Origin of the sequence: Bradyrhizobium sp. 41S5 (assembly GCF_011516665.3) — a bacterium.
GTDB lineage: Bacteria > Pseudomonadota > Alphaproteobacteria > Rhizobiales > Xanthobacteraceae > Bradyrhizobium > Bradyrhizobium quebecense.
The window spans coordinates 77,106-101,254 of the sequence record NZ_CP083722.1 but is presented as its reverse complement, the minus strand read 5'-3'; the positions used below and the strand labels follow the sequence as shown (position 1 = coordinate 101,254).

Annotated in this window: 20 protein-coding genes and 2 pseudogenes; 13 read left to right on the top strand and 9 right to left on the bottom strand. The window is 65.3% G+C overall.

Annotation, left to right across the window (positions count from 1 at the left end; genetic code table 11):
• Positions 1 to 389: 389 nt before the first annotated feature.
• A pseudogene (locus tag HAP47_RS40900) lies at positions 390 to 1,678 on the bottom strand (IS256 family transposase).
• 235 nt (positions 1,679 to 1,913) lie between these two features.
• Between HAP47_RS40900 and HAP47_RS40895 the strand changes: the two are divergent.
• The 11 genes and pseudogenes from HAP47_RS40895 (at position 1,914) to HAP47_RS40845 (ending at position 15,630) form a co-directional block, all read left to right on the top strand.
• A complete protein-coding gene (locus tag HAP47_RS40895; protein ID WP_176396339.1) occupies positions 1,914 to 2,090 on the top strand; it encodes a hypothetical protein in 177 nt (58 codons plus the stop codon).
• A gap of 203 nt (positions 2,091 to 2,293) precedes the next feature.
• Positions 2,294 to 3,274 carry a DUF3991 and toprim domain-containing protein gene (locus HAP47_RS40890; protein WP_176396340.1) on the top strand — a complete coding sequence of 327 codons (981 nt, stop codon included), beginning with the start codon at positions 2,294 to 2,296 and terminating at the stop codon, positions 3,272 to 3,274.
• A 255-nt stretch (positions 3,275 to 3,529) separates the two neighbouring features.
• Positions 3,530 to 4,135, top strand: a complete 606-nt coding sequence (locus HAP47_RS40885; protein WP_176396417.1) for a DUF1419 domain-containing protein — start codon at positions 3,530 to 3,532, stop codon at positions 4,133 to 4,135.
• Between the two features lie 168 nt (positions 4,136 to 4,303).
• Positions 4,304 to 9,293 (top strand): annotated as a pseudogene (locus HAP47_RS40880) (helicase-related protein).
• A gap of 254 nt (positions 9,294 to 9,547) precedes the next feature.
• A complete protein-coding gene (locus HAP47_RS40875; RefSeq protein WP_176396341.1) occupies positions 9,548 to 11,224 on the top strand; it encodes a ParB/RepB/Spo0J family partition protein in 1,677 nt (558 codons plus the stop codon).
• 90 nt (positions 11,225 to 11,314) lie between these two features.
• Complete coding sequence (locus tag HAP47_RS40870; protein WP_176396342.1) at positions 11,315 to 11,791, top strand: hypothetical protein; 477 nt, start codon at positions 11,315 to 11,317, stop codon at positions 11,789 to 11,791.
• The gene (locus HAP47_RS40865) at positions 11,788 to 12,654 is read left to right on the top strand and encodes a DUF7007 domain-containing protein (RefSeq protein ID WP_176396343.1); all 867 of its coding nucleotides are present in this window, start codon (positions 11,788 to 11,790) and stop codon (positions 12,652 to 12,654) included. The genes HAP47_RS40870 and HAP47_RS40865 overlap by 4 nt, the downstream gene beginning before the upstream one ends.
• 3 nt (positions 12,655 to 12,657) lie before the next feature.
• Positions 12,658 to 13,104 (top strand): hypothetical protein, encoded by a 447-nt coding sequence (locus HAP47_RS40860; protein ID WP_231169175.1) that lies wholly within the window; start codon positions 12,658 to 12,660, stop codon positions 13,102 to 13,104.
• Complete coding sequence (locus HAP47_RS40855) at positions 13,101 to 13,427, top strand: hypothetical protein (RefSeq protein ID WP_176396344.1); 327 nt, start codon at positions 13,101 to 13,103, stop codon at positions 13,425 to 13,427. The genes HAP47_RS40860 and HAP47_RS40855 overlap by 4 nt, the downstream gene beginning before the upstream one ends.
• Before the next feature lie 392 nt (positions 13,428 to 13,819).
• On the top strand, positions 13,820 to 14,407 hold the full coding sequence (locus HAP47_RS40850) for a hypothetical protein (protein ID WP_176396345.1): 588 nt from the start codon (positions 13,820 to 13,822) through the stop codon (positions 14,405 to 14,407).
• A 296-nt stretch (positions 14,408 to 14,703) separates the two neighbouring features.
• Positions 14,704 to 15,630, top strand: a complete 927-nt coding sequence (locus HAP47_RS40845; RefSeq protein WP_029083790.1) for an ArdC family protein — start codon at positions 14,704 to 14,706, stop codon at positions 15,628 to 15,630.
• A gap of 136 nt (positions 15,631 to 15,766) precedes the next feature.
• On the opposite strand, the gene HAP47_RS40840 is transcribed toward HAP47_RS40845, so the two are convergent.
• The gene (locus tag HAP47_RS40840; RefSeq protein WP_156928855.1) at positions 15,767 to 16,051 is read right to left on the bottom strand and encodes a hypothetical protein; all 285 of its coding nucleotides are present in this window, start codon (positions 16,049 to 16,051) and stop codon (positions 15,767 to 15,769) included.
• 241 nt (positions 16,052 to 16,292) lie between these two features.
• Between HAP47_RS40840 and HAP47_RS40835 the strand changes: the two genes are divergently transcribed.
• Positions 16,293 to 16,604 carry a DUF736 domain-containing protein gene (locus tag HAP47_RS40835; protein ID WP_029083789.1) on the top strand — a complete coding sequence of 104 codons (312 nt, stop codon included), beginning with the start codon at positions 16,293 to 16,295 and terminating at the stop codon, positions 16,602 to 16,604.
• Between the two features lie 355 nt (positions 16,605 to 16,959).
• Here HAP47_RS40835 and HAP47_RS40830 read toward each other — a convergent pair whose 3' ends face one another.
• Positions 16,960 to 17,463: a type II toxin-antitoxin system YhaV family toxin gene (locus HAP47_RS40830; RefSeq protein ID WP_176396346.1), complete on the bottom strand. Its 504-nt coding sequence runs from the start codon at positions 17,461 to 17,463 to the stop codon at positions 16,960 to 16,962.
• Positions 17,460 to 17,801, bottom strand: coding sequence for a type II toxin-antitoxin system PrlF family antitoxin (locus HAP47_RS40825; RefSeq protein WP_176396347.1), 342 nt, complete (start codon positions 17,799 to 17,801; stop codon positions 17,460 to 17,462). Before HAP47_RS40825 ends, HAP47_RS40830 begins: the two co-directional genes overlap by 4 nt.
• Positions 17,802 to 18,006: 205 nt before the next feature.
• On the opposite strand from HAP47_RS40825, the gene HAP47_RS40820 reads away from it, so the two are divergent.
• On the top strand, positions 18,007 to 18,285 hold the full coding sequence (locus tag HAP47_RS40820) for a DNA -binding domain-containing protein (protein WP_166107013.1): 279 nt from the start codon (positions 18,007 to 18,009) through the stop codon (positions 18,283 to 18,285).
• A 266-nt stretch (positions 18,286 to 18,551) separates the two neighbouring features.
• On the opposite strand, the gene HAP47_RS40815 is transcribed toward HAP47_RS40820, so the two are convergent.
• The 5 genes from HAP47_RS40815 to HAP47_RS40795 form a co-directional block, all read right to left on the bottom strand.
• On the bottom strand, positions 18,552 to 20,891 hold the full coding sequence (locus HAP47_RS40815; protein WP_231169173.1) for a S8 family peptidase: 2,340 nt from the start codon (positions 20,889 to 20,891) through the stop codon (positions 18,552 to 18,554).
• Between the two features lie 7 nt (positions 20,892 to 20,898).
• Positions 20,899 to 21,870 (bottom strand): AAA family ATPase, encoded by a 972-nt coding sequence (locus HAP47_RS40810; RefSeq protein WP_224497188.1) that lies wholly within the window; start codon positions 21,868 to 21,870, stop codon positions 20,899 to 20,901.
• Between the two features lie 198 nt (positions 21,871 to 22,068).
• Positions 22,069 to 23,268 carry an RHE_PE00001 family protein gene (locus HAP47_RS40805; RefSeq protein ID WP_176396348.1) on the bottom strand — a complete coding sequence of 400 codons (1,200 nt, stop codon included), beginning with the start codon at positions 23,266 to 23,268 and terminating at the stop codon, positions 22,069 to 22,071.
• A gap of 223 nt (positions 23,269 to 23,491) precedes the next feature.
• On the bottom strand, positions 23,492 to 23,887 hold the full coding sequence (locus HAP47_RS40800) for a type II toxin-antitoxin system VapC family toxin (RefSeq protein WP_176396349.1): 396 nt from the start codon (positions 23,885 to 23,887) through the stop codon (positions 23,492 to 23,494).
• Positions 23,887 to 24,132: a type II toxin-antitoxin system VapB family antitoxin gene (locus HAP47_RS40795; protein WP_176396350.1), complete on the bottom strand. Its 246-nt coding sequence runs from the start codon at positions 24,130 to 24,132 to the stop codon at positions 23,887 to 23,889. The genes HAP47_RS40800 and HAP47_RS40795 overlap by 1 nt, the downstream gene beginning before the upstream one ends.
• Positions 24,133 to 24,149: the final 17 nt, after the last annotated feature.

The window sequence follows — 24,149 nt, the reverse complement described above, 5'->3', positions numbered from 1 at the left end:
GCGCACTTTGAAGTTTCGGTACCGCGCCGCCAATCTAAAAACGCTCTCTATTATGCCGAGCCCGGCATAAGCTGCCATCCCTGACGCAAACGGCCCGAATCCCCGAACAACAATACCTGCTGATCTAATCGGAAGCAGCTTCACACGTACTCGGACCGGGAGTTTATCCATGCGTGCGTGCGTGCGATGCCGACGACCATGAGTGCTTTGAATGGGACAATTCGCAAAGCAGGCTCGGCTTGGTTATCCGCGGGATCAAATATGTGCGGTTTGGCAGACCATGCTTCCGTTGAAGGACCAACCCGGCTCTCGAATGGGCTTTCCTTGGTTCAGGTACGGCCTTCTACGATCAACGAGCTATCGCCAAATGTTGGTGACGGCGCGGCCGGTCAGGCGGCGGCGGTTATGGGCTGACGGTCAGTCGGTTTGGCGATGACCTCGATCTCGTCGTTGAATGTCACACCGAGAACGAGTTTTGGCAACTGGTTGTGGCCATCGAGACGACGCCGGCTTTTCTGCGCGGCCTCAAGCAGTTTGAAGACCATCGCGGCGCCGTTCTGTTGGACAGGCAGCCCTTCGATCGGATCGTGCGGTGGCGCACGGTAGCGAAGGTGCTTTCAATGGGATTGGTGGTCCGCAGGTGTTTCCAGTGTTCGGCCGGGAAGTCGTAGAACGCCAGTAGCGTGTCCCGATCCTTGCTCAGGCAGTCGGCCGCCCTCTCGTATTTGGGCGTATAGCTCTCGATGAAGGCGTCGAACGCCAGCTCGGCGGCGGCCTTGGTTTCGGCCATCCAGATCTCCTGCAACGCGCGTTTGGCTTTAGGCTGCTGGCTCTTCGGCAACTTGGCGATCACGTTGGCGGTCTTGTGTACCCAGCAGCGCTGCTCGCGCGTTTTCGGCCAGACCTCGCCGGCGGCCTTCCAGAACCCGAGCGCGCCGTCGGCGGTCGGCGATGGTGAGCCGCGGCGGCACGCCGAGCCCGCGCCGCTTCAGGTCGAGCAGCAGATCGCGCCAGTCCTGCGCGCTCTCGCGGGCGCCATCGGTGAAGCCGACCAGTTCCTTGCGGCCTTCCGGCGTCGCGCCGATCAGCACCACGATGCACTGCTTTTCGTCTTCGAGGCGTGCTTGGAGATGGATGCCGTCGGCCCAGATGTAGACGTAGCGCTTCGCCGACAGATCGCGCCTCTGCCACGCGGTGTGTTCGTCAAGCCAACCGTCCTTCAGACGGCCGATGGCGGATGCCGACAACCCGGCAGCATCCTTGCCGAGCAGCGCCGCCAGAGCCTCGGAGAAGTCGCCGGTGGAGATACCCTTCAGGTAAAGGATCGGCAGCAGCGTCTCGATCGATTTCGAGCGGCGCATGTAGGGCGGCAGGATCGACGGAGAGAACCGGATGCGGTCGGGATCGGTAGCCTCCGCCTCGCGATCGCGTACACGCGGCTGGCGGACGCCGACCGGACCGATACCGGTCATCACCTCGCGTTCCGGCAGGTGACCGTGGCGCACGAGCGCTGGTGGCCGTCCGCAGTCCTCAAATCGGCATGCTTGCCGAGAAAGTCCGCGACCTCGGCCTCGACCGCCTGGGTCAACAGAGCACGCGCCCCATTGCGCAAGATTTCGGTGAGTTGATCGTCGACGTTTCCTGGCTGAATCAACTTGATGATGTTATCTTTGGACACGGCATATCGCTCCTTCGGTGGAGAAGTGGAGGCGTCAAGCACCCCCACGATATGCCGCCTTCCCGATTCCCGCCGTCACCAACTTTCAGCGATAGCTCACGATCAACCCGCAAGGGGTTAGCTACGCAAGCGTGCGACCTCTTCGGCTTCGCCTCTCGAGGTGACCGCAGCCGCCCCCGAACACGTCGGCGCCTGTCGAGCGGGGATGGTCCCCGCCGCAAGACGGGAGCCTTCAATGTCGCACAATCTTACTCTCGCTCAGAACCATGCCTTCGATCTGGCTCGCACGCTCATGGTGCCGGTCATTCTTTTCCAGGCTGATAACGAATTCGGCGTGATGGTCTCCAGCGAGTACGACGGCGATCAGGACGCCATCGTTCATGAATACGCCCCCTGGAGCCCGGCTCATTGAGCCGGGTGACCGGCTGCCGCTGGCGCCATGCCGAATGCAAGGGAGGCTTCGCCGCGCCTGACGATGCGACGACTGACCGTTGGTCAGCGCGCCCTTGCATTCGGCAGGCTTCGCGGCCGGTCGGGGATGTTCCGCAAGGCTAGGAGCAAGAGAGTCCAACAGAAGAAGGGGCGGACCCGCCTGCGCGAGTCCGGTGCAGACAAATGGACAAGAGAGAAATCGAAGAGCTGCGCCAAAAGGTTGGCTGCGCGGCCCTGCTGGAGAAAGACGGCTGGAAGGTCGACGTCAAGGAAAGCACACGACGCGCGATCAAATATCGCCGCGACAGCAATATCATCATCGTCATCCACGAAGGCCGCGGCTGGTTCGACCCGTTGTCGCCGGCAAAAGGGGACGTATTTTCGCTCGCCGAACATCTTGGATCTGTCGGTTTCCTTGACGCATGCGACCGTGTTGCGGAAATGATTGGCTTCGTCCCCAGCACACCGGCGTGGCAGCATCCGACAACGCCGAAGGCGCTTGGGTCTATTGCTGAGCGGTGGGGACATCGTGTCAAGCCGCGCCCCGGCTCGCGAGCCTGGCGCTATCTCACCGATGAACGCGGGCTGCCGGCCGATATCGTGAGGCAGGCGGTCGTCTGCGATCGTTTGCGTGAGGGGCCAAAGGGCAGTATGTGGGCGGCACATAGCGATTCTGCTGGAGTGCTCACGGGGTGGGAGGAGCGTGGACCGGCATGGCGCGGCTTCGCCAGTGACGGCGCCAAGGAGCTGTTTCGCTTCGGACCGGCCAGGTCCGAGCGGATTTGCATTACTGAGGCGGCCATCGATGCCATGAGCCTCGCCGCGATCGAGGTCCACCGCTCCGACACCCTTTATGTCAGCACCGGAGGCGGCTGGTCGCCGGCGACCGATGAAGCTATCCGCAGCTTGGCCATGCGCGCCAACGCCCGGCTTGTGGCAGCAACCGACAACAATCGACAGGGTGACGTCTACGCTGATCGCGTTCGTGCCATCGCCGCGGAAGCGAGCGTGCACTATGCGCGATCGCGACCGTGCGCCGGCGACTGGAATGAGGATCTGACGGGGCTGGCGAAGAGACGGAGAACAGCTGAGCAAGTCGACGGCGGAGGCCCGCCCGACGCTGCGGACCTCGCGGGTGGCTGCGGCGTCAAGGCTCCCGCATGATCGCGATGGCGAGGCTTGCACCTGAGCGATGCGACGGGGAAGTCCGAATAAAGAGGGAGAAAATAGGAAGAGGGTAAACCGCTGCCGCATGCCCGGCCAGCGCGTCAAGGGTGAAGCTTCGCCCGCGTTCCGCGGCCCTTGACCCGCCGGACCTTCGATGCGGCCGGCGAGGAGGTGTGATGAAGGACTGAAGTGAACGAAGAGATCACGCCGATCGCTCGCGCTTCAGTCCGGCCAGGCCAAGAGGAGCCGCCGATGCACACCTCACCCACCATCCGTAAAGTCTTCGAGGGCGTCGCGACGCGCCCCGAGATGTACGGCATGTTCAACCGGCATCGCGGCGATCCGGCGATGGCCGAAGGCGACGCCGCCCAACTCTTCGCTGGCGAATGGTTCGAGCTCGCCGAGCGCGAACACGACTACATGCTCGAGATCCTGCCGCCACTGTGGATGCGAGGCGATATGTTCGCAATGCGTGAATTCATGACGGCAAGCGTGACAAGCGTTTTCCTGTCACCGTTGATTGACGGGCAGATGCGCTGGTTCCACGGCTACTGCGACCTGTCGGACAGAGCGTCGCCGGAGCGGATGAAGGCCGCGATCATCGAGCGCGAGTCTCGTCCCGTCCGCGCGATGACGCGCGAAGAGTGGCTCGAGCACATCTGGTCGAGTACGCACGACTACTACCGCGGCTATGCCGGCGAGCGCTGGCCCGCCGCCGTGCGCGGCCGCCGCACCGTGCTCGTCTACGCCGGCCGGCATGGCACCGCGCTGAAGCTGCTGGACGAACTCACCGAAGCGGAGATCGCAGCGAAACTGCCGGTGCAGCTCCGCCACCTGCCGGAGGCAGTCGCGGCCTAGCTGGGCCGCGCGCCCTCCTTGACCTGCAAGCAGCCCGGCCATGCGCCGGGCTTCGCAATTCGGCACCCGGCCTTCCGCCGGCCCTCGCCTCAACCCCGCAACGCCGTGCCGTCCGCCACAGCCCGCTCGCGCGCGCGGTTGCACGCGCCCAGCAGAAGGACATTTCCAGTGGCTCAGGACGACCCCTTCACGATCGACCTCTTCGGCAACACAGCCCTCTCGTCGGGTCTCGGTCTCGGCGTCACCGCCTTCGCCGCCGACTTGGACGGCGACGACCATGACCGCGACCCGCCGCCGTCGGCCCCGGCTCCCGCCGCGCCGGCGTTCACCCCCGCGCGGGCTCGCCGTGCGGATTGAAGCGGAGCAGCTGCCCGCCTCGCCGGACGAGCAGCGGCAGTTGATGCGCTTCACGGGCTTTGGCGCTTCCGAGCTTGCCAATGGCGTCTTCCGCCGGCCGGGCGAATCCGAGTTCGCGCAGGGCTGGGAGGAGATCGGCGCCGACCTCGAGGACACGATCGACGGCGCCGGCTACGCCTCGCTGGCGCGGTGCACCCAGTACGCCCACTTCACACCCGAGTTCATTGTCCGCGCGATCTGGTCAGGCCTGCAGCGCCTCGGCTGGCGCGGCGGCCGCGTGCTCGAGCCCGGCGTCGGCACCGGACTGTTTCCGGCGCTGATGCCGGAGGAACTACGCGAGACCTCCCACGTCACGGGCGTCGAGCTCGACCCCGTGACCGCACGCATCGCCCGGCTGCTGCAGCCGCGGGCGCGGATCGTCGCAGGCGATTTCGCACGCACCGAGCTGCCGGCCAGCTTCGATCTCGCCGTCGGCAATCCGCCGTTCTCGGACCGAACCGTGCGCTCGGATCGCGCGTACGGGTCGATGGGCCTCCGGCTGCACGACTATTTCATCGCGCGAGCAATCGACCTCGTGAAGCCCGGCGCCCTCGCCGCCTTCGTCACGAGCTCCGGCACGATGGACAAGGCGGACGCCTCGGCGCGTGAGCACATCGCGAAGTCGGCCGATCTGGTCGCGGCCATTCGCCTGCCCGAGGGCAGCTTCCGCGCCAGCGCCGGCACCGACGTCGTCGTCGACATCCTGTTCTTCCGCAAGCGCAAGGTCGGCGACGCGGAAGGCGACCTGTCGTGGCTCGACCTCGACGAGATCCGGCCGGCGGCGGAAGACGAGAGCGCGATCCGCGTGAACCGATGGTTCGCGCAGCGGCCGGATTTCGTGCTCGGCGCGCACGCGCTCGCGTCTGGTCGCTTCGGCGAGGCCTACACCTGCCTGCCGCGCGAGGATGAGGATCTCGAAGCGGCGCTCAAAGCCGCGGTCGGCCTTCTTCCGGAAGGCGTCTACGACGGCGAGCCGGAGGTGATTGATCCCGTCTTGGAAGAAGCCGGCGATCCATCTGACGGCGATTGGCCTGCCGATCGCCGCGTGCGCGAGGGCAGCTACTTCTTCGACAAGGCCCACGGCTTGATGCAGGTCGTCGACGGTAAGCCCGTCGTGGTGAAATCGCGCAAGGGTCGCAGCGCCGAGGGCATCCCGGAAAAGCACGTGCGCATCATCAGGAAGCTGATTCCGGTCCGCGACGCCGTGCGCGAGGTGTTGAAGGCGCAGGAGCTCGACCGGCCCTGGAGGGACGCGCAGGTCAGGCTGCGTATCGCCTGGTCGAACTTCGTTCGGGACTTCGGCCCGATCAACTTCACGACGGTCTCGACCGCCGAGGACGAGGAGACCAGCGAGGTGCGCGAGACGCACCGCCGGCCGAACATGCAGCCCTTCCTCGACGATCCCGACTGCTGGCTCGTCGCCTCGATCGAGGACTACGACCTCGAGACCAACACCGCGAAGCCCGGGCCGCTCTTCACCGAGCGGGTGATCGCGCCGCCGGCTGCCCCGGAAATCGCCAGCGCGGCAGACGCGCTCGCCGTCGTCCTCAACGAGCGTGGCCACGTCGACATTGACCACATCGCCGAGCTGCTGCACCGGGACCGCGACGACGTCGTCGCCGAACTCGGCGGCGCCGTCTTCCGCGACCCAGCGGACGGCTCGTGGCAGACGGCGGACTCCTACCTGTCGGGACACGTCCGCGAGAAGCTGAAGGCTGCTGCCGCGGCGGCCGCGCTCGACCCCTCGTACGAGCGCAACGTCACGGCGTTGCAAGGCGTGCAGCCCGCAGACCTCAAGCCCTCTGACATCACCGCGCGTCTGGGCGCGCCATGGATTCCGGCAGTCGACGTGGTCGCCTTCGTCAAGGAGACGATGGACGCCGACATCAAGATCCATCACATGCCCGAGCTCGCCTCCTGGACCGTGGAGGCACGTCAGCTCGGCTGGATGGCGGCCGGCACGTCGGAGTGGGGCACCGACCGCCGGCACGCCGGCGAGCTTCTCGCCGACGCGCTGAACAGCCGCGTCCCACAGATCTTCGACACGGTCAAGGACGGCGACAGCGAGCGCCGCGTCCTCAATATCGTCGACACCGAAGCCGCCAAGACCAAGCTGCAAAAGATCAAGGACGCCTTCCAGCACTGGATCTGGTCCGATCCAGACCGCACCGACCGCCTTGCGCGCGTCTACAACGACCGCTTCAACAACATTGCGCCGAGAGCTTTCGACGGCTCGCACCTGAAGCTTCCGGGCGCCTCTGGCGCTTTCGTTCTTTATGGGCACCAGAAGCGCGGCATTTGGCGAATCGTCTCGGCCGGCTCGACCTACCTGGCGCACGCGGTGGGCGCCGGCAAGACCATGACGATGGCCGCCGCCGTCATGGAGCAGCGCCGGCTCGGCCTGATCGCCAAGGCGATGCTGGTCGTGCCCGGCCACTGCCTGGCGCAGGCCGCACGCGAATTTCTCGCGCTCTACCCGAACGCCCGCATCCTCGTCGCCGACGAGACCAATTTTACCAAAGACAAGCGGCACCGCTTCCTCGCGCGCGCTGCGACCGCGACCTGGGACGCGATCATCATCACGCACAGCGCGTTCCGCTTCATCGCGGTGGCCTCAGCCTTCGAGCAACAGCTGATCCAGGACGAGCTGGAACTTTACGAAACCCTGCTGACCAAGGTCGAGAGCGACGACCGGGTCTCGCGCAAGCGGCTCGAACGGCTGAAGGAAGGCCTGAAGGAGCGGCTGGAGTCGATTTCGACCCGCAAGGACGACCTGCTGACGATCTCCGAGATCGGCGTCGACCAGATCATCGTCGATGAGGCGCAGGAATTCAGGAAACTCTCCTTCGCGACCAACATGTCGACCTTGAAGGGCGTCGACCCGAACGGTTCGCAGCGCGCCTGGGACCTCTACGTCAAGTCGCGCTTCATCGAGACGAAAAACCCAGGCCGCGCGCTCGTGCTCGCCTCCGGCACGCCGATCACCAACACGATCGGCGAGATGTTCTCGGTGCAGCGCTATCTCGGCTACGCGGCGCTCCTCGAGCGCGGGCTGCACGAGTTCGACGCCTGGGCGAGTACATTCGGCGATGTCACGACCGAACTTGAGCTGCAGCCCTCCGGCAAATACAAGCCGGTGACGCGCTTCGCCACCTTCGTCAACGTGCCCGAGCTCATCGCCATGTTCCGCTCCTTCGCGGACGTGGTGATGCCGGAGGACCTGCGTCAGTACGTGAAGGTGCCGGCGGTGTCGACCGGCAAACGGCAGATCCTCACCGCAAAGCCGTCGCCGGCGTTCAAGCGCTACCAGACCCTGCTCGGCGAGCGCATCAAGGCGATCGAGGAGCGCGACCGCGCACCGGAGCCCGGCGACGACATCCTGCTGTCGGTCATCACCGACGGCCGCCACGCTGCAATCGACCTTCGTCTGGTTGTTCCGGATAGCGACAACGAGGCCGACAACAAGCTGAACCTGCTTGTCGGCAACGCCTTCCGCATCTGGAACGAGACGGCCGAGAGCAGCTACACGCGCACGGATGGCAAACCCTTCGAGTTGCCCGGTGCCGCGCAGATGATCTTCTCCGATCTCGGCACCATCAGCGTCGAGAAGAGCCGCGGCTTCTCCGCCTACCGCTGGATCCGCGACGAGCTGGTCCGCCGCGGCGTGCCACCGGGCGAGATCGCCTTCATGCAGGACTACAAGAAGTCGGAGGCAAAGCAGCGCCTGTTCGGCGACGTGCGCGCCGGCAAGGTCCGCTTCTTGATCGGCTCGTCCGATACGATGGGCACCGGCGTCAACGCGCAGCTTCGGCTGAAGGCATTGCACCACCTCGACGTGCCCTGGCTTCCGTCGCAGATCGAGCAGCGGGAGGGCCGGATCGTGCGGCAGGGCAACCAGCATGACGAGATAGACATCTTCGCCTACGCGACCGAAGGCAGCCTCGATGCGCAGATGTGGCAGAACAACGAGCGCAAGGCCCGCTTCATCGCTGCCGCGCTTTCCGGCGACACCTCGATCCGTCGGCTTGAGGACATGGGAGAGAGCCAGGCCAACCAGTTCGCCATGGCAAAGGCCATCGCGTCGGGCGACCCGCGCTTGATGCAGAAAGCTGGCCTCGAAGCCGACATCGCCCGGCTCGAACGGCTGCGGGCTGCGCACATTGACGATCAGCACGCGGTGCGGCGGCAGATGCGCGATGCCGAACGCGACATCGAGCTCTCCATCCGTCGCATCGGCGAGATCGGCCGGGACATCGAGCGTCGTATCCCGACCGCCGGTGACGCCTTCACCATGGCGGTGACGGGAGATCCTCATGTCGCGCGCAAGCTCGCCGGCCGCGCGCTGATGAAAGAGATCCTGACGCTGGTGCAGCTTCAGCAGGAAGGTGAGACCGTCATCGCGTCGATCGGCGGCGTCGACGTCGCGTACAGCGGAGAGCGCATCGGCCGGGACGGCTATCGCTACACCACGATGCTGCTGCGGACCGGCGCCGAATACGAGATCGAGTTGCCGGTGACGGTCACGCCACCCGGTGCGATCGCTCGCCTCGAACACACCCTCGATAACTTCGAGGGCGAACGGGAGCGCTACCGCCAGCGCCTGGCCGATGCGCGCCGACGGCTTGCGTCTTACGAGTCCCGCGATGGCGGGGACTTCGCCTTTGCCACCGAGCTTGCCGAAAAGCGCCGGCTGTTGGCCGAGGTGGAGAAGGCCTTGGCGGAGGACAGCGAAAGCGCTGGTGAGCTGGCCGCGGCCGCATGAAAAAAATGAGGAGAGAGGAAGGGAGAAGGCCCGCTCGCAGATCGGGCAGGCCGTCGACGCTGGCGCTCAACCGCCGCCTGCGCGATCCCTGCCCGTCGCCCTGCGCAGGGCTTTGCCCCGCTGGGCCTGCCGGCCAGGGATGCTCGGCCGCAGTTGCACCGGCCCGTCCGCTCCGCAGGGCCCAGGGGTGTCTTCGGGAAGAAGACGAGAGGTGGCCGGCAGCGCCGGTCCGCAACCCCACAAGGAGCCTTCCCATGCAACTCATCAAGGTCGATCCGCGCGCGCTGAAGGAGAATGCCGACCGCATGCGTCAGACGAAGTCGACGCCCCAGGCTGACGCCCTGCTGCTGGCCACGATCAAGGCCGTCGGCATCGTCCAGCCGCCGGTGATCACCCCGGACACGGGCGGCGGCAACGGCTACGTCATCAATGCCGGCCACCGCCGCGTGAAGCAGGCGATCGCCGCGGGCCTCGAGGAGATCGACGTGCTCGTCGATGAGGCGGCGAACGACAACGGCGCCATGCGCTCGATGGTCGAGAACATCGCGCGCGAGGCGCTGAACCCGGTCGACCAGTGGCGCGCAATCGAGCGTCTGGTCGCGCTCGCTTGGACGGAGGAGGCGATCGGCGTTGCGCTCGCGCTGCCGGTGCGTCAGATCAGGAAACTACGTTTGCTGGCTAACGTGCTGCCGGCGATGCTCGACCACATGGCCAAGGGCGACATGCCCGACGAGCGACAGCTCCGCACGATCGCTGCCGCATCGCTCGACGAGCAGAAGGAGGTCTGGAAGAAGCACAAGCCGTCGAAGGCCGATCCGCAGGTCTCGTGGTGGAGCGTCGCCCAGGCGTTGCAGAAGACCCGGATGTTTGCTCGTCACGCCAGCTTCGGCGACGACCTCGCGAAGGCCTACGGCATTCATTGGGTCGAGGATCTCTTCGCTCCCGCCGATGAAGATAGCCGCTACACCACAGAAGTCGAGGCTTTCCTCGGTGCGCAGCAGGAGTGGATGACGGCCAACCTGCCGAAGAAAGGCATTATCGCCGAGACCACCAACTACGGCGAGGTGAAGCTGCCGCCGAAGGCCGAGCGCGTCGACGGCAAGCCGGTGAAGTCCAACTGCACGGCGATGTATCTCGATCGCGACGGCCGCGTACAGACCGTGCACTACCGCATGCCTGCCGCGAAGAAGCCAAAGGGTAAGACCGGCTCAGGTTCTGACAACGCTCCGGACGATGTTGGCGAAGTCTCGAAGCCACGTCCCGACGTGACCCGCAAGGGCATCGAGATGATCGGCGACTACCGCACCGACGCGCTGCGCGAGGCGCTCAGCCGCGCGCCGATCGAGGACGACACGCTAATGGCGCTGCTGATCCTCGCCTTCGCGGGCCAGAACGTGTCCGTGACGACGGGAAGCGGCGGGAGCTATTGCGGCCACAGCCGGCTTGCGAAGAACGCGGCGGCACTGTTCGACGGCGCCGGCAAGCTCTCCTTCGACATGGACACGCTTCGTGTCGCGGCGCGCACCATGCTGGTCGACGTATTCTCGTGCCGGGAGAACGCTACTAATAGTGGCATCGTCGCCCGCGTCGCCGGCGCGGTGGTCGGCGCGGACACCTTCCTGCCGAACATGGGCACGGAGGACTTCCTCTCGTGCCTGTCGCGCACAGCGCTCGAGGCTTCGTGCAAGGACACGCCCGTTTTGCCGCGTCAGCGCGTGAAGGACACGCGCGCCGCACTCGTTGAGCATTTCAAGGAAGGCCGCTTCGTCCATCCCGCAGTGCGCTTTGCGCCTGACGCCATGAAGCTTTCGCAATGGTTGTCGTCGAGCGAGACGACGGCAGACGCCGACGAGGCTGACGAGGACGCCGGCGGCATGGGGGATGACCTCGCTGACGAAGAAACCGAGGCATTCAGGGAGGCGGCGGAATAGAGGAACGCGCCATTTTTTCGAACGATCCACCGCCGCCGGCCCAGCCGGCGGCGGTTTTGTTTCCACGCACATGCAAATAAGGAGGACACGATGTCCGCGCACACGATCTTCGACAACGCACCCATCGGCTCGATCGTCGCCTGGTCCGACGGAACGCCGCAGCCGCCGACGCGCTTCAGGAAGAAGCTCGCCGCCTGGCAGTCCAGCAACAGCAGGGGCCGCCTGATCCGAAAGCAGGGCGGACGAGGCGTCGCCAATGTCTCGCTGTCGGCCTGTTTCACCCTGCACGAGGTCGACTATGGCGCCGGCGGCGTCATCGCCATCCGCGTCCACCGGACGTTTTCGCTGGAGTCGAAGCTCCACTTCACCGTCATCGAACGTCCGGCCATCGGCTCGGTCCGCGTGCTCGACCGTGCCGGTGATGACGCCGAACTCATCCATCTCGCCACGAATGAGGCCGACGCGAAGGAGTGGCTGACGCGCCACGGTTATCCGCACGCAGTGCTGGAAGAAGTGACGGCCGACGAGGCTGGCGCCGACATCATCGAGGGGAGGACCGCGGCATGAACGCGTCATTTCCCGTATCCGACAAAGCCCGTGGGACCCCAGGCATCTCTTTTGGCCGCAGCGCGGACGGCCTCCTCGTCGCGCTTGTCGGCGAGACGGCTTTCGCCATGGCGCCGGCCCGTAACGGGCAGCATTATCTCGTCACAGCTTGGCGCATGTCCCGTCCGATGGGCGAGTGGACGCGCGGCGATTTCTACGGACATTCCGGCGAGCTCTCCGACGAGGCGGCGTTTCGTAACGCTGTGCTCGAAAACGCCGAGCATCAACGCGAGCGCAGGATGCTCGGTCGCGTCGAAGTCCATTCGCGCGACCACACGCCTTGGGGCGCCTCGCAGGGCGCGACCGTCTACGCTGAAGGCGTTACGGCGCATTCCACGGCTGGTCACGGTGGTTTCAAGCTCTCGGCCGAGCAAAACAGCAAGGTCCACCCCCTGCTGCGCTCGAAGGGCGGCTGGTACGAGGAAGATGCCGAATGGGCGATCGTGGCGATCACCTTCCCGCATCCCTTCACGGCGTTCGAACGGCGTTGCGCCGAGAGAACGATCAAGGACAGTTGGCCGGACGCCTGGGAAACGATCTTCGGCGCGATCCTCAAGCCGGGCGAGTCCTACGAAAAGGACCGCCGCGCCTTTGAGCAGGCGCACGCGCGGGACTGGATCGTCGTGTCGGCTATCACCTCGAAGCACGCGCCCGGCTTCGTCGAAACTGTCGCCACGCCCGGCGGCAAGCGCGGACCGGGGACTGAGGAGCGTCGCTTCCTCGTCCCTTCCGACGAATATCAGATGGGCCGCTTCGGCTTCGTAATCGACGAGGCCCGCCATCAACTCTACGGCGGCCCCTCCGACTTCGTCGGCTGGAGGTGACCCATGCCCTGGCGCCTCATTGCCAAAGCCGTCGGCTGGCGCGCGGCCACTGACGAGGATGGCGAAACGCCGGTCCTCGTCGTCTGGCATCCGCGGCTCAGACGGCATTTCACCGGCACCGACGCTTGGAGGCGCGCCGCGCGCATATCCATCCACGCGCCGAAGCCCTACCCGGCTGAACAGAAAGGAGATCCAGCCATGAAGGCCTACCTCTGCACCGTCAATCTCCTCGTGCACGCGCACCATCATCCCAAGAGCGCCATCGCCGACGGCCTCGGCTGCAACCTCGCGCCTGACATGCACAACCACGCCGGCGCCAATTCGGCGCTCGTCGACGGGGCGGTCTCCGGCGACGACATCGCCTCATCCATCGCCGCTGTCTCTCTCCCGGACGACTGCATGCCGGACGAGTCCGCGTCCCCCTTGTGGCCTGTGGGGACGGAGCGATGATCGAGCCCCAGGATCGACGTCTCCTCCTCACGCGCATGGAAGCCGCGCAAGCCGAGACGCAGCGCCATCTCGGCGTCATCGAACGCCAGATCGCGGCACGCGCCGAACGGCTGACGATCACTGACCGGGCGAAGCGCCGGCAGCACGGCCGGAGCGCATCGAGCTGGACGAATGCGGATGTGCGGCTGTTTCAGCAGCATGTCGCGGAGCTCGCCTTGGCCCGTCGCGGCGAGATCGACGCTCTGACGCGCAAGCTCGATCGGCAGGAGACGGCGATCGCCGAGTTTCGAACGCGTCATCGCGTTTCCGCTGCGTGGCGGTGAGAGGCGAAGGACCCACCAATTGGAAGCGCGAGCCGCGCGCGAACACTTCATGTCGAGGCGGAGAGTTCAGCGGGTTTGGTCCAACCTCTCACGGTTTCGGGGGCGTGCTGACCCTTGGCCGTCACTCCCTCGGTTTGTGCTGCGGTCTGAACCGGCCGCGATCCGCTTCAAGGGCAAGTCGCGAGGCGATCGGCGGCCGCCGTCTCGCGATGGGGGGCCGCGTTCTTCGCAGGCCTGAAGGCCCCGCTCGCCCGCAATCCACCCATGCTCGCCTTGGCAGCCACCGCCCCCTGAAGCGGCCCGCTGAAGCCGGTTCTGGTCGACCGCACCCGAGGGAGCGACGGACAAGGGCCCGATCGCTTCCCAAGGCGAAACCGAGAAAGGATCTCATGATGACCAAGACCGCCCGCTCCCCCCGCTCCTCCGCCCGTGTCGTCCCGCTCCGCCGCGGCACGACGCTCGAAATGGTCCGCCTCGTCTGCCCCGACTCCGCACAGACATTGCGCATCTCCGAGAGCTTCGGCCTTGCGGTCCTCGACAGCGAAGGCATCCGCGACTTGCACGAGCGGCTCGTCATTGAGACCGCCGACGCACTCAAGGATGGCCTGAGTGAACGCGCCATGCAGATCCATCTGCAACGGATCGTCGGTGCTTATGTCGGGTCGGCCCACGGCGCCGGCCAGTTCTATACCCGGGCCGTCACTGAAGCGCGAGATGCGACCGCCAAGCTCGCCAACGACAGCCGCGATGAGGACCTCGATGGTCCGGTCGGTTTCGATAGCCAGGCACAGCGCAAGCGTGAATTCGCCGCCGACATGGGCGCGCAGGCTCACGCGCTTCGCATGGCCGCCGAGGGCGCCGTCGCCGCCTACGAACAGGTCGTGGGCGAGACCTGGAAGCCTTTCGAGCGTCCCGTCGACAACACGACCGACACCGTCGGCCGGAAAGCGGCCAAGGCGCAGATGTCGGCGTTCGACTGACCGCCGGCGCGGGGCCTCGGCCCCGCGCCTCTTCCACTGCCGCCACCTGATGGGCCGGTCCGCGAGACCGGCCCTTTTTTGTGTCGCCGCTGCAACAAAGGAAGCCGCCTCCGGTGCCCCTCGCCGTCGCGGGCCCCTCCCGGGCCGTGGTCCTGCGCCGGACCCGATGTCCGCGCAACGGCTTCGCCGTCCTTCGCGCTGCTTCGGCCCTTCGGGTGCGCGGACTTCGAGCCCGGCGGTGGCGGACCCCGCGAGGGGCCGCGATGGGCGCGGCCTCCCGAACGGAGGTTATTATAATGAGCAGGAACAGGGAAAAGTCGCGAGGCGACCTGTACGCCCGCATCACGGACCGCATCATCGCCGAGCTCGAACGCGGTGTGCGCCCCTGGGTTCAACCCTGGACCGCCGCGAATATAGCGGACCGCATCACCCGACCGCTGCGACACAACGGCCAGCCCTATACGGGCATCAACGTCTTGCTGCTTTGGTCAGAAGCCATCGCGCGCGGCTTCTGCTCGCCGATCTGGATGACGTTCAAGCAGGCCAGCGAACTTGGCGCGCATGTCCGTAAGGGTGAGACCGGCAGCACTGTGGTGTATGCAAGCCGCTTCACCAAAACGGAGACCGACGCTCACGGCGACGAAATCGAACGGGATATCCCCTTCCTCAAAGCCTACACCGTCTTCTGCGTCGATCAAATCGATGGCTTGCCCGCGCATTACTACGGTCGGCCGCCCGTCGTCACATCAACGATCGAGCGCAACGCGCACGCCGACGCTTTCTTTGCCAACACCGGGGCGATTGTTCGGCACGGCGGCTCGATGGCGTTTTACGCGCCTTCGTCCGATCATATTCAGATGCCGCCGATCGAAAGTTTCCGCGACGTGGCCTCCTATGTTGCCGTCAGAGCCCATGAGACCGTGCATTGGACCGCTCCCGCTCACCGCGTCAATCGCGATCTCAGCCGTTACGGCAAGGATCGGAGCGAACGCGCGCGCGAAGAATTGATTGCGGAACTCGGCAGCTGCTTCCTCTGCGCGGATCTCGGGATCTCTCCCGAACTCGACCCGCGGCCGGATCATGCGAGCTATGTCAAGTCGTGGTTGGAGGTCTTGTCGAATGAGAAGCGCTTTATCTTCTCGGCTGCCGCGCATGCGCAACGCGCCGTCGCTTATCTGCACGACTTGCAGCCCAAAGCAGCTGACGTCGAGGAGGCAGCATGATGAGCGCACAGCGTGATTGGGGCCGGCGCGTACCGGCCCGCACTTATCCGGCGATCAGCGCAGGGACCGCGGCCCCTTTGCTTGGCCGCCACGTCGAGGCCCCTTTATTCCTCATGCTGCGCGACCTGACAGGGATCTAGCTTCCTTCGAGGGCGGCCGCCGTTCTGGCTTTGCACAGGTCGTCGGCTTTGCCGAGCAAATCTCGTTCGCGGCCTGCGGGTTCACTTTGCGGGTCGCGTGATTCTTGACGGCTGAGCAGCGTGCTTACCTTCCGGGTTCGGGCCTCGACCAGCAAGCTTGAGGAATTGTCAGATGTGCGGTGAGCGGTGATCGGGTTCTTTCCTCGGTCAAGGTTTCGATGATCGCAGTTCGTGTTCTTGGCCGTTTCTTCTGGCACACCCACGTCGTCCTTGATTGGCATGTCTGACCGAAGGGCGGCGTCGCTTAAGCGCCGCCTCGCTCTTATCCCCGCAACAGCCGGTTACGACTTTCTTCCCCTGGACCGCTGCGCGTCCATTCCTCGCGCAAGACAAGAAAGTCGTGCCCTGGCTGCCCTCTACTGCGTGCCGGCCCCTTCGGGGTGCGGGTCGACCGCCTCCGGTCTGTCGCCAGCCATCGAGGCCGCGATGGGCGCGGCCCGGAAACTGAAAAAGGACACCACAATGGCGACCATCGGCACCTTCACCTCGACCGGCAACGGCTTCACCGGCACGGTTCGCACCCTCGCCCTCAATGCCAAAGCCAAGCTGGTGCGGGTCGAGAACCCCTCCGACAAGGGACCACACTTCCGCATCTTCGCCGGTAATGTCGAGCTGGGAGCGGCTTGGCAGAAGACCGCCAGGGACACCGAGCGCGATTACCTCTCGGTCAAGCTGGACGACCCGAGCTTCCCGGCTCCAATCTATGCCACCCTGATTGAGGTGGAAGGCCAGGAAGGTCTTCAGCTCATCTGGTCCCGCCCCAGCCGGGACTGAGGGCCCGCGAGAGCGGCCTCGCCGAAAGGCGGGGCCGCGTCTGCATTGACACCAGCAGATGTGCGCACGCTCAGGGCCTCAGGCGCGGGTATGGAGCTGTTTAGCTTATTGCTACGAGGGTATGAACCGACCAGTTTGAAACTCGAGGCCAAAGTCGTAGTTGGAATACGATAACGAACATTAATCTAAGCGAGGAGAGTGAGCTTTATCGATCCCGCACCAGGAGCACGATTAGCCCTGCGAGGCCTAGCTCCGCGACGAGATCCTGCGTCGCGTCGGGGTGGCGAGTTGCTCCGCGACCATCCGCCGAGCCGCCCAAACCTCAGCGAACGCTCGGTTGCTGGCCGAGCGAGAGCTATGTCTTGGGAGCGGCGCGAGCCAGCCGTTGCTTCGCCGAATCTGCGCTCGCCGCCGCGAGCAGGTCCGGCCAGCTGTCGGGCGGATTGCCGCGATTGAGCATCCTGCGAAACGCCGCGTAGGCGTCGTCGGCGCTCTCATAAGCGCGCAACGTCGTGTCGTCATTGACCCAGGCCAACACTATCACCTTCGCGTCCGCGGACTGCTGGTAGCGAAAGAACAGCCGGAACTGCTGTAGGAATTTTGCCCGGAACCAATGCTTGTACGCGTCGCCGAGCGTGCCGCCCTGGCGGTAGGCGTCGCGCGTCGGGTCGCTCGGAATGTCTTCGAACGCGACCTTGAGAACGGCTGCGAGTAGTTTTGTAGCGCGCTTCTTCTTGTATCCTTGCGGGTCTTTCTTCCGCGCTTTTTCGACGGCGCCGATCATCGCCTCAAGCTGGTCGAGAAACAGCGGGTGCGCGTAGATCGTCCAGCCGTTGATTTCGAGCGTTTCGTCGCTCACGCCTCGTCATCCGCAAGCGGCGCGTCGAGATCGACTTTAACGCCCTTGACCAGGTCCTTGCCGCGGGACACGAGTGAGCGCGGCACCGGCCGAATCCGCGACGGCTCATTCGCCATGTCGCGCGCGAGAAGCGAGAGAAACTTGCCGATCACGGGATCGCCATCCTCGACCTGGGCCACTTTCTTCGCGATCACGACGGTGCCATCCGCAAGCGCGCGAAACACCACCTGATCGTGCTTGCCGAGCGCGAGCATCTTCCGGATTGCCGCGGGCACGGTCGTCTGGCCACGCTCAGTGATGGTGGCGGGGATTTCGAGAATTTCAGCCGCTTTCGCCATGGCCGGCTCCGGGGGTCGCACACTCTTCGATGTAATGCATTTGCATTGTATGTCAAGCCGCCACCGGCGCGATCGAGACACAGCAGCAGCCAGGGCGCCCGGGGATGCCGGTGATGCACCACGTGGTGCGCATTTGGGATCTATTCGCCGGTGCAGCATCTAGCCTACGCTCCGGTCGCCAGAATCTCGCCCGCGAAAGTCGCCCATGCAGAAGCCCCTGCTTGACCAGGATGTCGCCGACGAAGCACCGACCGCCTCCGTTCTGACCGGCTATGACGAAGAGCACCTGGTCACCTACCTGCGCCTGCTCCATGCCGAAGCCGACGGCGCCGATTGGAAAGAGGTTGCGCGGATCGTGCTGCACCTTAATCCGGCCCAAGAGCCTGAGCGTGCTCGGCGCGCCTGGCAGACACACCTAGCTCGCGCTCGCTGGATGACTGAGTACGGCTATCGGCATTTGCTTCGCGGCGGGGCGCCGCATTGATCGCGTCTGGGCCTGCCACCTGCTCGAGCAACGCGAAGTCAGCAAGGCCGCGGCCTCAATCAAGGGGATCAAGTCTGAGTTTGACGTTTCACGTTGGCAGCGGCTAATGCCGGTGCATCGTGTCGGCATGCTCTTGTCTCGCCGTTTCCTGCGGCAGGCTTGCGGCGATCACGCGTTCGAGGATTGCGCGTCGCTCGCTCGGCCCCTCGTGGCGTCTCGCTATCCTTGAATTCCACACCGAATTGTTTAAGCATTCCGCCGGTGCGTCACGCCTGAAGACGCAGCCGCTGCCGCACTCTTTCGTAGAGCTGCACTTCGGCCTTCTGCAAGAGTTCGATGACGACGGCGAATTGCTGCCGATCGACATGGGTGGCCCAGCCGCTTTCGCAGCGCACGACAAGATAGTAGCTATCCCCATAGTCCTCGATGCCACGTTTGAACGTGACGGTGGCGGATTGGACGGTCCCCTTCTCCCTCGCCTGGGGACCGGGAACGAGATTGCAATTGTATCTCCCGGCGAGCTCCGGAAATGGACCATCGTCCTGCTCGCGCTTTCGGTAGTGCTCGAAGATCAGATCAGGTTGGCAGCCCCGAATCAGCCGGAAGCTCATGCCGACACCTGCATAATCGGTTCGCGTGTGTCGCACCGGTGGATCAAACGCCAGCGTCACGCGAATGCAGCGTTCCCCATTTCCCGCTTGAAACGCTTCGGGAATTGGAATGCGATAGACGGCAAAATGGTCGAGGGCGAGCTCGTCTTCTGCGTAGAGCGTGACGCGCGCGTCGTCGGAGAAGGCCGCGCGTTCCAGATCGACGAGGCCGTGCCCGCAGATCGCGCGCGTCGCGTCCACACCAAGCAGCTGAAGCCGCTCCTGGGCTGGCTGCGGGATTTCCGCGGAACCCACGATGAGCGCGCGCACCAGATTGGCTGAGGCATGCGGGAAGCGCGTCAGGATCTGAGCGGCGCTGAACGCAACTCGTGGGGCGGCATAGGATGTGCCCGAACCCGCCGTGAACAGGCGATCAAGATAGCTGTGATACAGCGTCAGGACGCCAGCGCTGCCGACATCCTCCCCGCCCCGCAGACGCGCGACGATGGGGTCGAAGATCAGCGTGCCGCCAATCTCGACCACGTCAGGCTTCGTGGCCCCGCCAGGCCCCGGTCCGATCCGGGAAAACGGCGCCGGCTCGTGCAGGAGCGTGATCGGGCGCACGCCCACATCCTCGGCCCGATCCGGATCGAGGCCCTCGCCATGCGCGAGCGCGCCGACGGTGATCACATTCAATGCGCCCGCGGGCTCGAAGAATCGATTGGCGTCCTCCAGAAGATAGCGCGGATATTCGGTCACCGCCTGTTCCAGGCGATTGCCGCCTCGCGGGCTGCGGTTTCCGGAGGAGACGATGATGACGACATCGAGCTCACGCGCCAGTTCATCGAGCGTGGCCGCCCACGTCCCCACCTTGCCGCCGTCGAAAACGCGTCGGCGGTCGGCCAGGGCAACGACGAAGATCCGACAGCCGAAGCGCAGGTTCAGCGTCGTGATCGCCTCGCGCATCTGGGAGGGCACGAGGCGGCGATCGTCAAAGTCACCCCGGTCGTTCACGACCTTCGCCGCACAGATACGGGCGCCGCGTTGCAATGCGCCGACGGCAAGCTGTGCGCGCAGGTCACCAAACGCGGCGACGCCGGCGACCCGGGTGCCGTGACCCCAAACGTCCGCCGTGCCGAGATCGGCGGGAACGCCGATCGCGCCGGCGACAATATCCGCCAAGAACGGGTGATCGTTGACGCCGCTGTCGATGATGCCGATGAGCGGCGCGTCCTCGGCAAGCGCGTTCAGCGCGGGAGCATCGGCCAGCGTCAGGTCGAGCGCTTCCGCCGTCGTCACATCCGGCGCAGGTGGCAGATCGATCGTCGCCACCTCCTCGATTGTAAGTAGGGTGCGAATGAGTTCGCCCGTCAGGCGCGCGCGAAACATGCTGATCGAGGGACCGATGTAGCGATCCAAGACCTCACCGGCCCGGGCCTCGACGTAACGGATGACCTCCTCGATCTTGCGTTCCCGCAGACGGCGCTCGCCAAGGTCCCAAAGCTCGATATCGATCAGGTAGGATGTTTGGGGCACAAAGTCGTTGAGGTCCGCAAACCCTTCCTCCTGAAAGCGCGAACCAATCCGGTCCCGGGGTTCGACTGACCCAATGCTCTCGATTCCTGCCACGAAATTGTTGTACGGCGCATGCTTCTGGCCGGGCGGCGCGCCGCGCTGGTAGGCATCGAGGCGGGCGCGGAAGTCCTGCATGTCTTCGTTCGAAGCGAACAGCACGAGCGTGCGGTCTGCATCGCTCGACAAGACCGTAAGCCCCAAACGCTCCCAGTCCTCCTCAAGGAGGGCGCCCGTCATTTGCACGCGCAGGATCAGAGAGGGATCGACGAATTCAGGCTTGCGCCGGCCTCTCTGCGCCTGCGTCGCCGCATTAAGTTCATCGCGCAGTTTCGTGCTGTGCTGGTCGCGATCGCGTGCCGGCGGAGGCCCGCCGCCGCCGAGCTTGCGGCGCTCGAACTGTTCGGGCAGCCGGACAAGCTCAAGATGATCGTAGCGTGCCACGATGCGCCTAGCTCGTCGGCGCGAGGCGAGACTGTCCTGCTCGGCGCCGCGCCTCATCTTCCAAGGCGCGATTGAAATCGCGTTCCTGCACCTGCTTGCGGCGGTCGATGATCATCGACTTGACCGCCTGCGTGCAGACCCGCTCGATCTCGGCGTAGGAATAGCCTTCCAGCGCCGCGGCATGCTGCATCGGATCGAAGGCGAGGGCGACATTCTTGAACCTCAACCGCAAGAATCGCCCGATCATCGACCGGCCAGGTTTGTCGAACCAGACGACCTCGTCGAACCGCCGCCAGACTGCGGGATCGAGCGATCGGTCCAGGTTCGTCGCGGCGATCAAGAAGCCCTTCGGCTGGATATGGTCGATGAACAACAACAAGCTGTTGACGACGCGGCGTAGCTCATTGTGCTCGCTGCTGTCATCGCGCGAGCGCGCCAGCGCGTCGAATTCGTCAAAAAACAGAACGCAAGGTTGCTTGCGGGCGAACTCGAAGATCTTGCGGACATTGCCGGCCGTCTCGCCCAAGTAGGACGAGATCAGCCGGTCAAGCTTGACGAGGAAGAGCGGTAGTCCAAGCTCCGCGGCGAAAATCTCCGCGCACAGCGTCTTGCCGCAGCCCGGCGGCCCGCAGAACAGCAGTTTCGAGCGCACCTTGAGGCCGTGGCGCCGGATTTCATCGGCGCGGCGAAACTCTTTGACGAGGCCAAGCAGTACGCGCACGTTCGTCGCGCCCAGGACGATGTCGTTCCGGCTGTGGCGTGGCTCAACCCGCTCGATAAAATCCGCCGCCGCCTCGGGAAACGGAATGAGGGGCGCGAGCGCCTTGGGACCGCTCGGCCGGCTCGGGCCAGCCTCGAGCGTCTTGCGCAGGCTGCGCGCCAGAACGCGATTATTCTTCTTTTCCTCCTCGTCGATGATTTGCTCTGCCACGGCGCGGAACTCATCGTCCCGACCGTAGCTGGCCAGCAATTTCTTCATCAACTCCCCGCGGGCCATGGCTCTGCTTTACTTTCCCCTGTGGGACGAATCATAACCTCAATCGAACCGTTTCACGATGGGGTTACTGCCCGATTTAAACAACGCAAATGGCCGACGGGTGGCCACAGATGGCAAATTGGATGTCCGAAAGACATATACTGACTTCGGACAAACCCGATCCAACCAGCGCGCGCCTTTTCAGAGAATCCCCCACGCCCGGTAGCGTCCCCGGCCGGTCGCCTCGCGGAGGCCGAGCTCCGCGACGAGGTTTTGGGCCGCACGGGGCGTGATCCCGAGCTCTTCGGCGATCATGCCGGCCGAGACGATCGGCCGGGTCAGCATGTAATCGAGGAGCGCCGGCAGTTTTGAAGTGGTGCGACGGCCGGCGAGTTTGCGGGTGAGCAGGTTTCTGGTCATCAGCCAGCGGTCGTGGTCCTTGCGGCCGGCCTCGGCCGCGGCCGTCATCGCCTCGAGCTGCACCGCGAGCCGTGCTGCGGCGTCGCGCGGCCGCCGGCGCTCACGCGAGATGCTTTTCAGCCCGGCATGCAGGCACGGTAGATGCCAGCGTGTCTTGCCGCGCGCGCGCAACACGCCAGCTGCGAGCAGGCGGCCGAGCCAAGGCGTGTGCTCGAGCGGTTCGATCGCGTCCCAGGCATCCGCGGCGATCGCCGCCGCCAGGGTCGGCGGCAGGGTGCGGGTCTCGTCGACGACGGTGCGCCAGTCGTCGAGGCGGCCGTCTTCGTCCCAGTCGGGATCGTAGACGAGGGAATCCCGCTCCGGCCGCGACCGAGCCTCGTCGGCGAGCCTGCGCTCCGCCCTGGCGTTCGCGGCATCGACCGCGGCGAGGGCGGCGGCCAGATGGGGATCGGTGTTGATGGCATCAAGCGGCCCTTCGAAACCCACCTCCTCCCGCTCCGCGTCCTCGTCGACCCCAAGACTTCCCTCGACTTCCTTCCGGTTGCCCGTCCCCTCCTCTCGCTCGCTCCGCCCGCGGAGGCCAGCGAGCCCGGCAACGGACTGCGCCCAATCGGGCTTCGCCTCGGCGATGCGCCGACGGGCGCGCAGCACGGCATGAGCCCGGGTCAACTCGTGGGTCGGGGCGCGGACGTCCATGCCGGCGTCGTGGAGGACAAGGTCGTCGAGGTGGACAAGTTCGCCGTCGAGCCACAGACTGGCGCAGGAGTCGGCGAAGTGCATCCGGCTGATCGCGCCGTCGCGTATTGGGCTTTTGGCCAGCCGCTCGTCGAGGCGGGCGAGCGCATCCTCGGCGGCGGCGAGCGGCCCGGCGAGCTGGGCCCAGGGCAGCGGTTCGGGGATTTTGTAGCTGGGCAGCAAGGCCTTGATAACCTTAACAGGAAGCGGCGAAACGGAAGCTAACACAGCTTTGGCTTCCGTCATAGCGGGGCCTGTTCCCGGCCAGTCCTCACTATCGATAACCATCGCTTATCGATAGGGTTGGACGTCACGGCGCAAATCAGTGATTCTGAGCTCTGGGGAGCCCCGGACATCGCATCGTCTGGGCACCCGATCGGCCCGTGAGCCCGCCATGCTGAGGCGCTTTGCCGTTCCGGAAGACAAAGTCCCCTGCCCTTCCGGTTGCAGGGACGGCCTGGCGGCTGCCTCAGGCGGCCTCGATGTCGGTCTGCGGAAAGTCGCCGCCCTTGAACATCAAGGGCTGGCCCAGATGCCGGGCACAGGCATAGGCAAAGCAGGCCCCGAAATTGAGGCTCGCCGGATGCCGGCCCTTGCCGAACCGGTCGAAGGCGTCGAGCGCGATCCGTGCCGTCTCCGGCGGCACCGCGACTACGGCGATCTCCATCAGCGCGAGATAGTCTTCGACCGCCTCCGCGGCGGCGCTGACCGAAAGTTTCAACACGCGCGCCACCGCGACCGCCGCCTCCCACACCGCCAGCGGCGAGGTCAGACGCGTTCCGGTCTGCTGCAGGCGGGCCAAAAGCTCACGCGCCTCGTCCTCGTCGGTCAACAACGCAGTCAGCGCCGAGGCGTCGATGAACATCAGGTGTCCTCATGCAGGCTGTCGCGGAACGCCTTGTCGGCGGGCTGGCCCTGCGCCGGATTGCTCTTGGCGCGCAGATCCCGGCAGAACTGGACGCCGAGGTCGACCAAAGACGGCTTGCCCTGCTCGCGCTCGAGCTCATGGGCGAGTGCGGCGTGCACGGCTTCGGTGAGGCCGATTTTTTTCAGCGCCGCCACCTTGCGGGCCAGCGCATCGGTCTCCGGGTTCTTGATGTGGAAAGCCATGCGCATTCCTCTAGAGC

Excerpts from the sequence above, each read along its gene's own strand:
- HAP47_RS40895 (WP_176396339.1), top strand. The coding sequence starts at position 1,914 with ATGTCGCACAATCTTACTCTCGCTCAGAACCATGCCTTCGATCTGGCT.
- HAP47_RS40890 (WP_176396340.1), top strand. The coding sequence starts at position 2,294 with ATGGACAAGAGAGAAATCGAAGAGCTGCGCCAAAAGGTTGGCTGCGCG.
- HAP47_RS40885 (WP_176396417.1), top strand. The coding sequence starts at position 3,530 with ATGCACACCTCACCCACCATCCGTAAAGTCTTCGAGGGCGTCGCGACG.
- HAP47_RS40875 (WP_176396341.1), top strand. The coding sequence starts at position 9,548 with ATGCAACTCATCAAGGTCGATCCGCGCGCGCTGAAGGAGAATGCCGAC.
- HAP47_RS40870 (WP_176396342.1), top strand. The coding sequence starts at position 11,315 with ATGTCCGCGCACACGATCTTCGACAACGCACCCATCGGCTCGATCGTC.
- HAP47_RS40865 (WP_176396343.1), top strand. The coding sequence starts at position 11,788 with ATGAACGCGTCATTTCCCGTATCCGACAAAGCCCGTGGGACCCCAGGC.
- HAP47_RS40860 (WP_231169175.1), top strand. The coding sequence starts at position 12,658 with ATGCCCTGGCGCCTCATTGCCAAAGCCGTCGGCTGGCGCGCGGCCACT.
- HAP47_RS40855 (WP_176396344.1), top strand. The coding sequence starts at position 13,101 with ATGATCGAGCCCCAGGATCGACGTCTCCTCCTCACGCGCATGGAAGCC.
- HAP47_RS40850 (WP_176396345.1), top strand. The coding sequence starts at position 13,820 with ATGACCAAGACCGCCCGCTCCCCCCGCTCCTCCGCCCGTGTCGTCCCG.
- HAP47_RS40845 (WP_029083790.1), top strand. The coding sequence starts at position 14,704 with ATGAGCAGGAACAGGGAAAAGTCGCGAGGCGACCTGTACGCCCGCATC.
- HAP47_RS40840 (WP_156928855.1), bottom strand. The coding sequence starts at position 16,051 with ATGCCAATCAAGGACGACGTGGGTGTGCCAGAAGAAACGGCCAAGAAC.
- HAP47_RS40835 (WP_029083789.1), top strand. The coding sequence starts at position 16,293 with ATGGCGACCATCGGCACCTTCACCTCGACCGGCAACGGCTTCACCGGC.
- HAP47_RS40825 (WP_176396347.1), bottom strand. The coding sequence starts at position 17,801 with ATGGCGAAAGCGGCTGAAATTCTCGAAATCCCCGCCACCATCACTGAG.
- HAP47_RS40820 (WP_166107013.1), top strand. The coding sequence starts at position 18,007 with ATGCAGAAGCCCCTGCTTGACCAGGATGTCGCCGACGAAGCACCGACC.
- HAP47_RS40810 (WP_224497188.1), bottom strand. The coding sequence starts at position 21,870 with ATGAAGAAATTGCTGGCCAGCTACGGTCGGGACGATGAGTTCCGCGCC.
- HAP47_RS40805 (WP_176396348.1), bottom strand. The coding sequence starts at position 23,268 with ATGACGGAAGCCAAAGCTGTGTTAGCTTCCGTTTCGCCGCTTCCTGTT.
- HAP47_RS40800 (WP_176396349.1), bottom strand. The coding sequence starts at position 23,887 with ATGTTCATCGACGCCTCGGCGCTGACTGCGTTGTTGACCGACGAGGAC.
- HAP47_RS40795 (WP_176396350.1), bottom strand. The coding sequence starts at position 24,132 with ATGGCTTTCCACATCAAGAACCCGGAGACCGATGCGCTGGCCCGCAAG.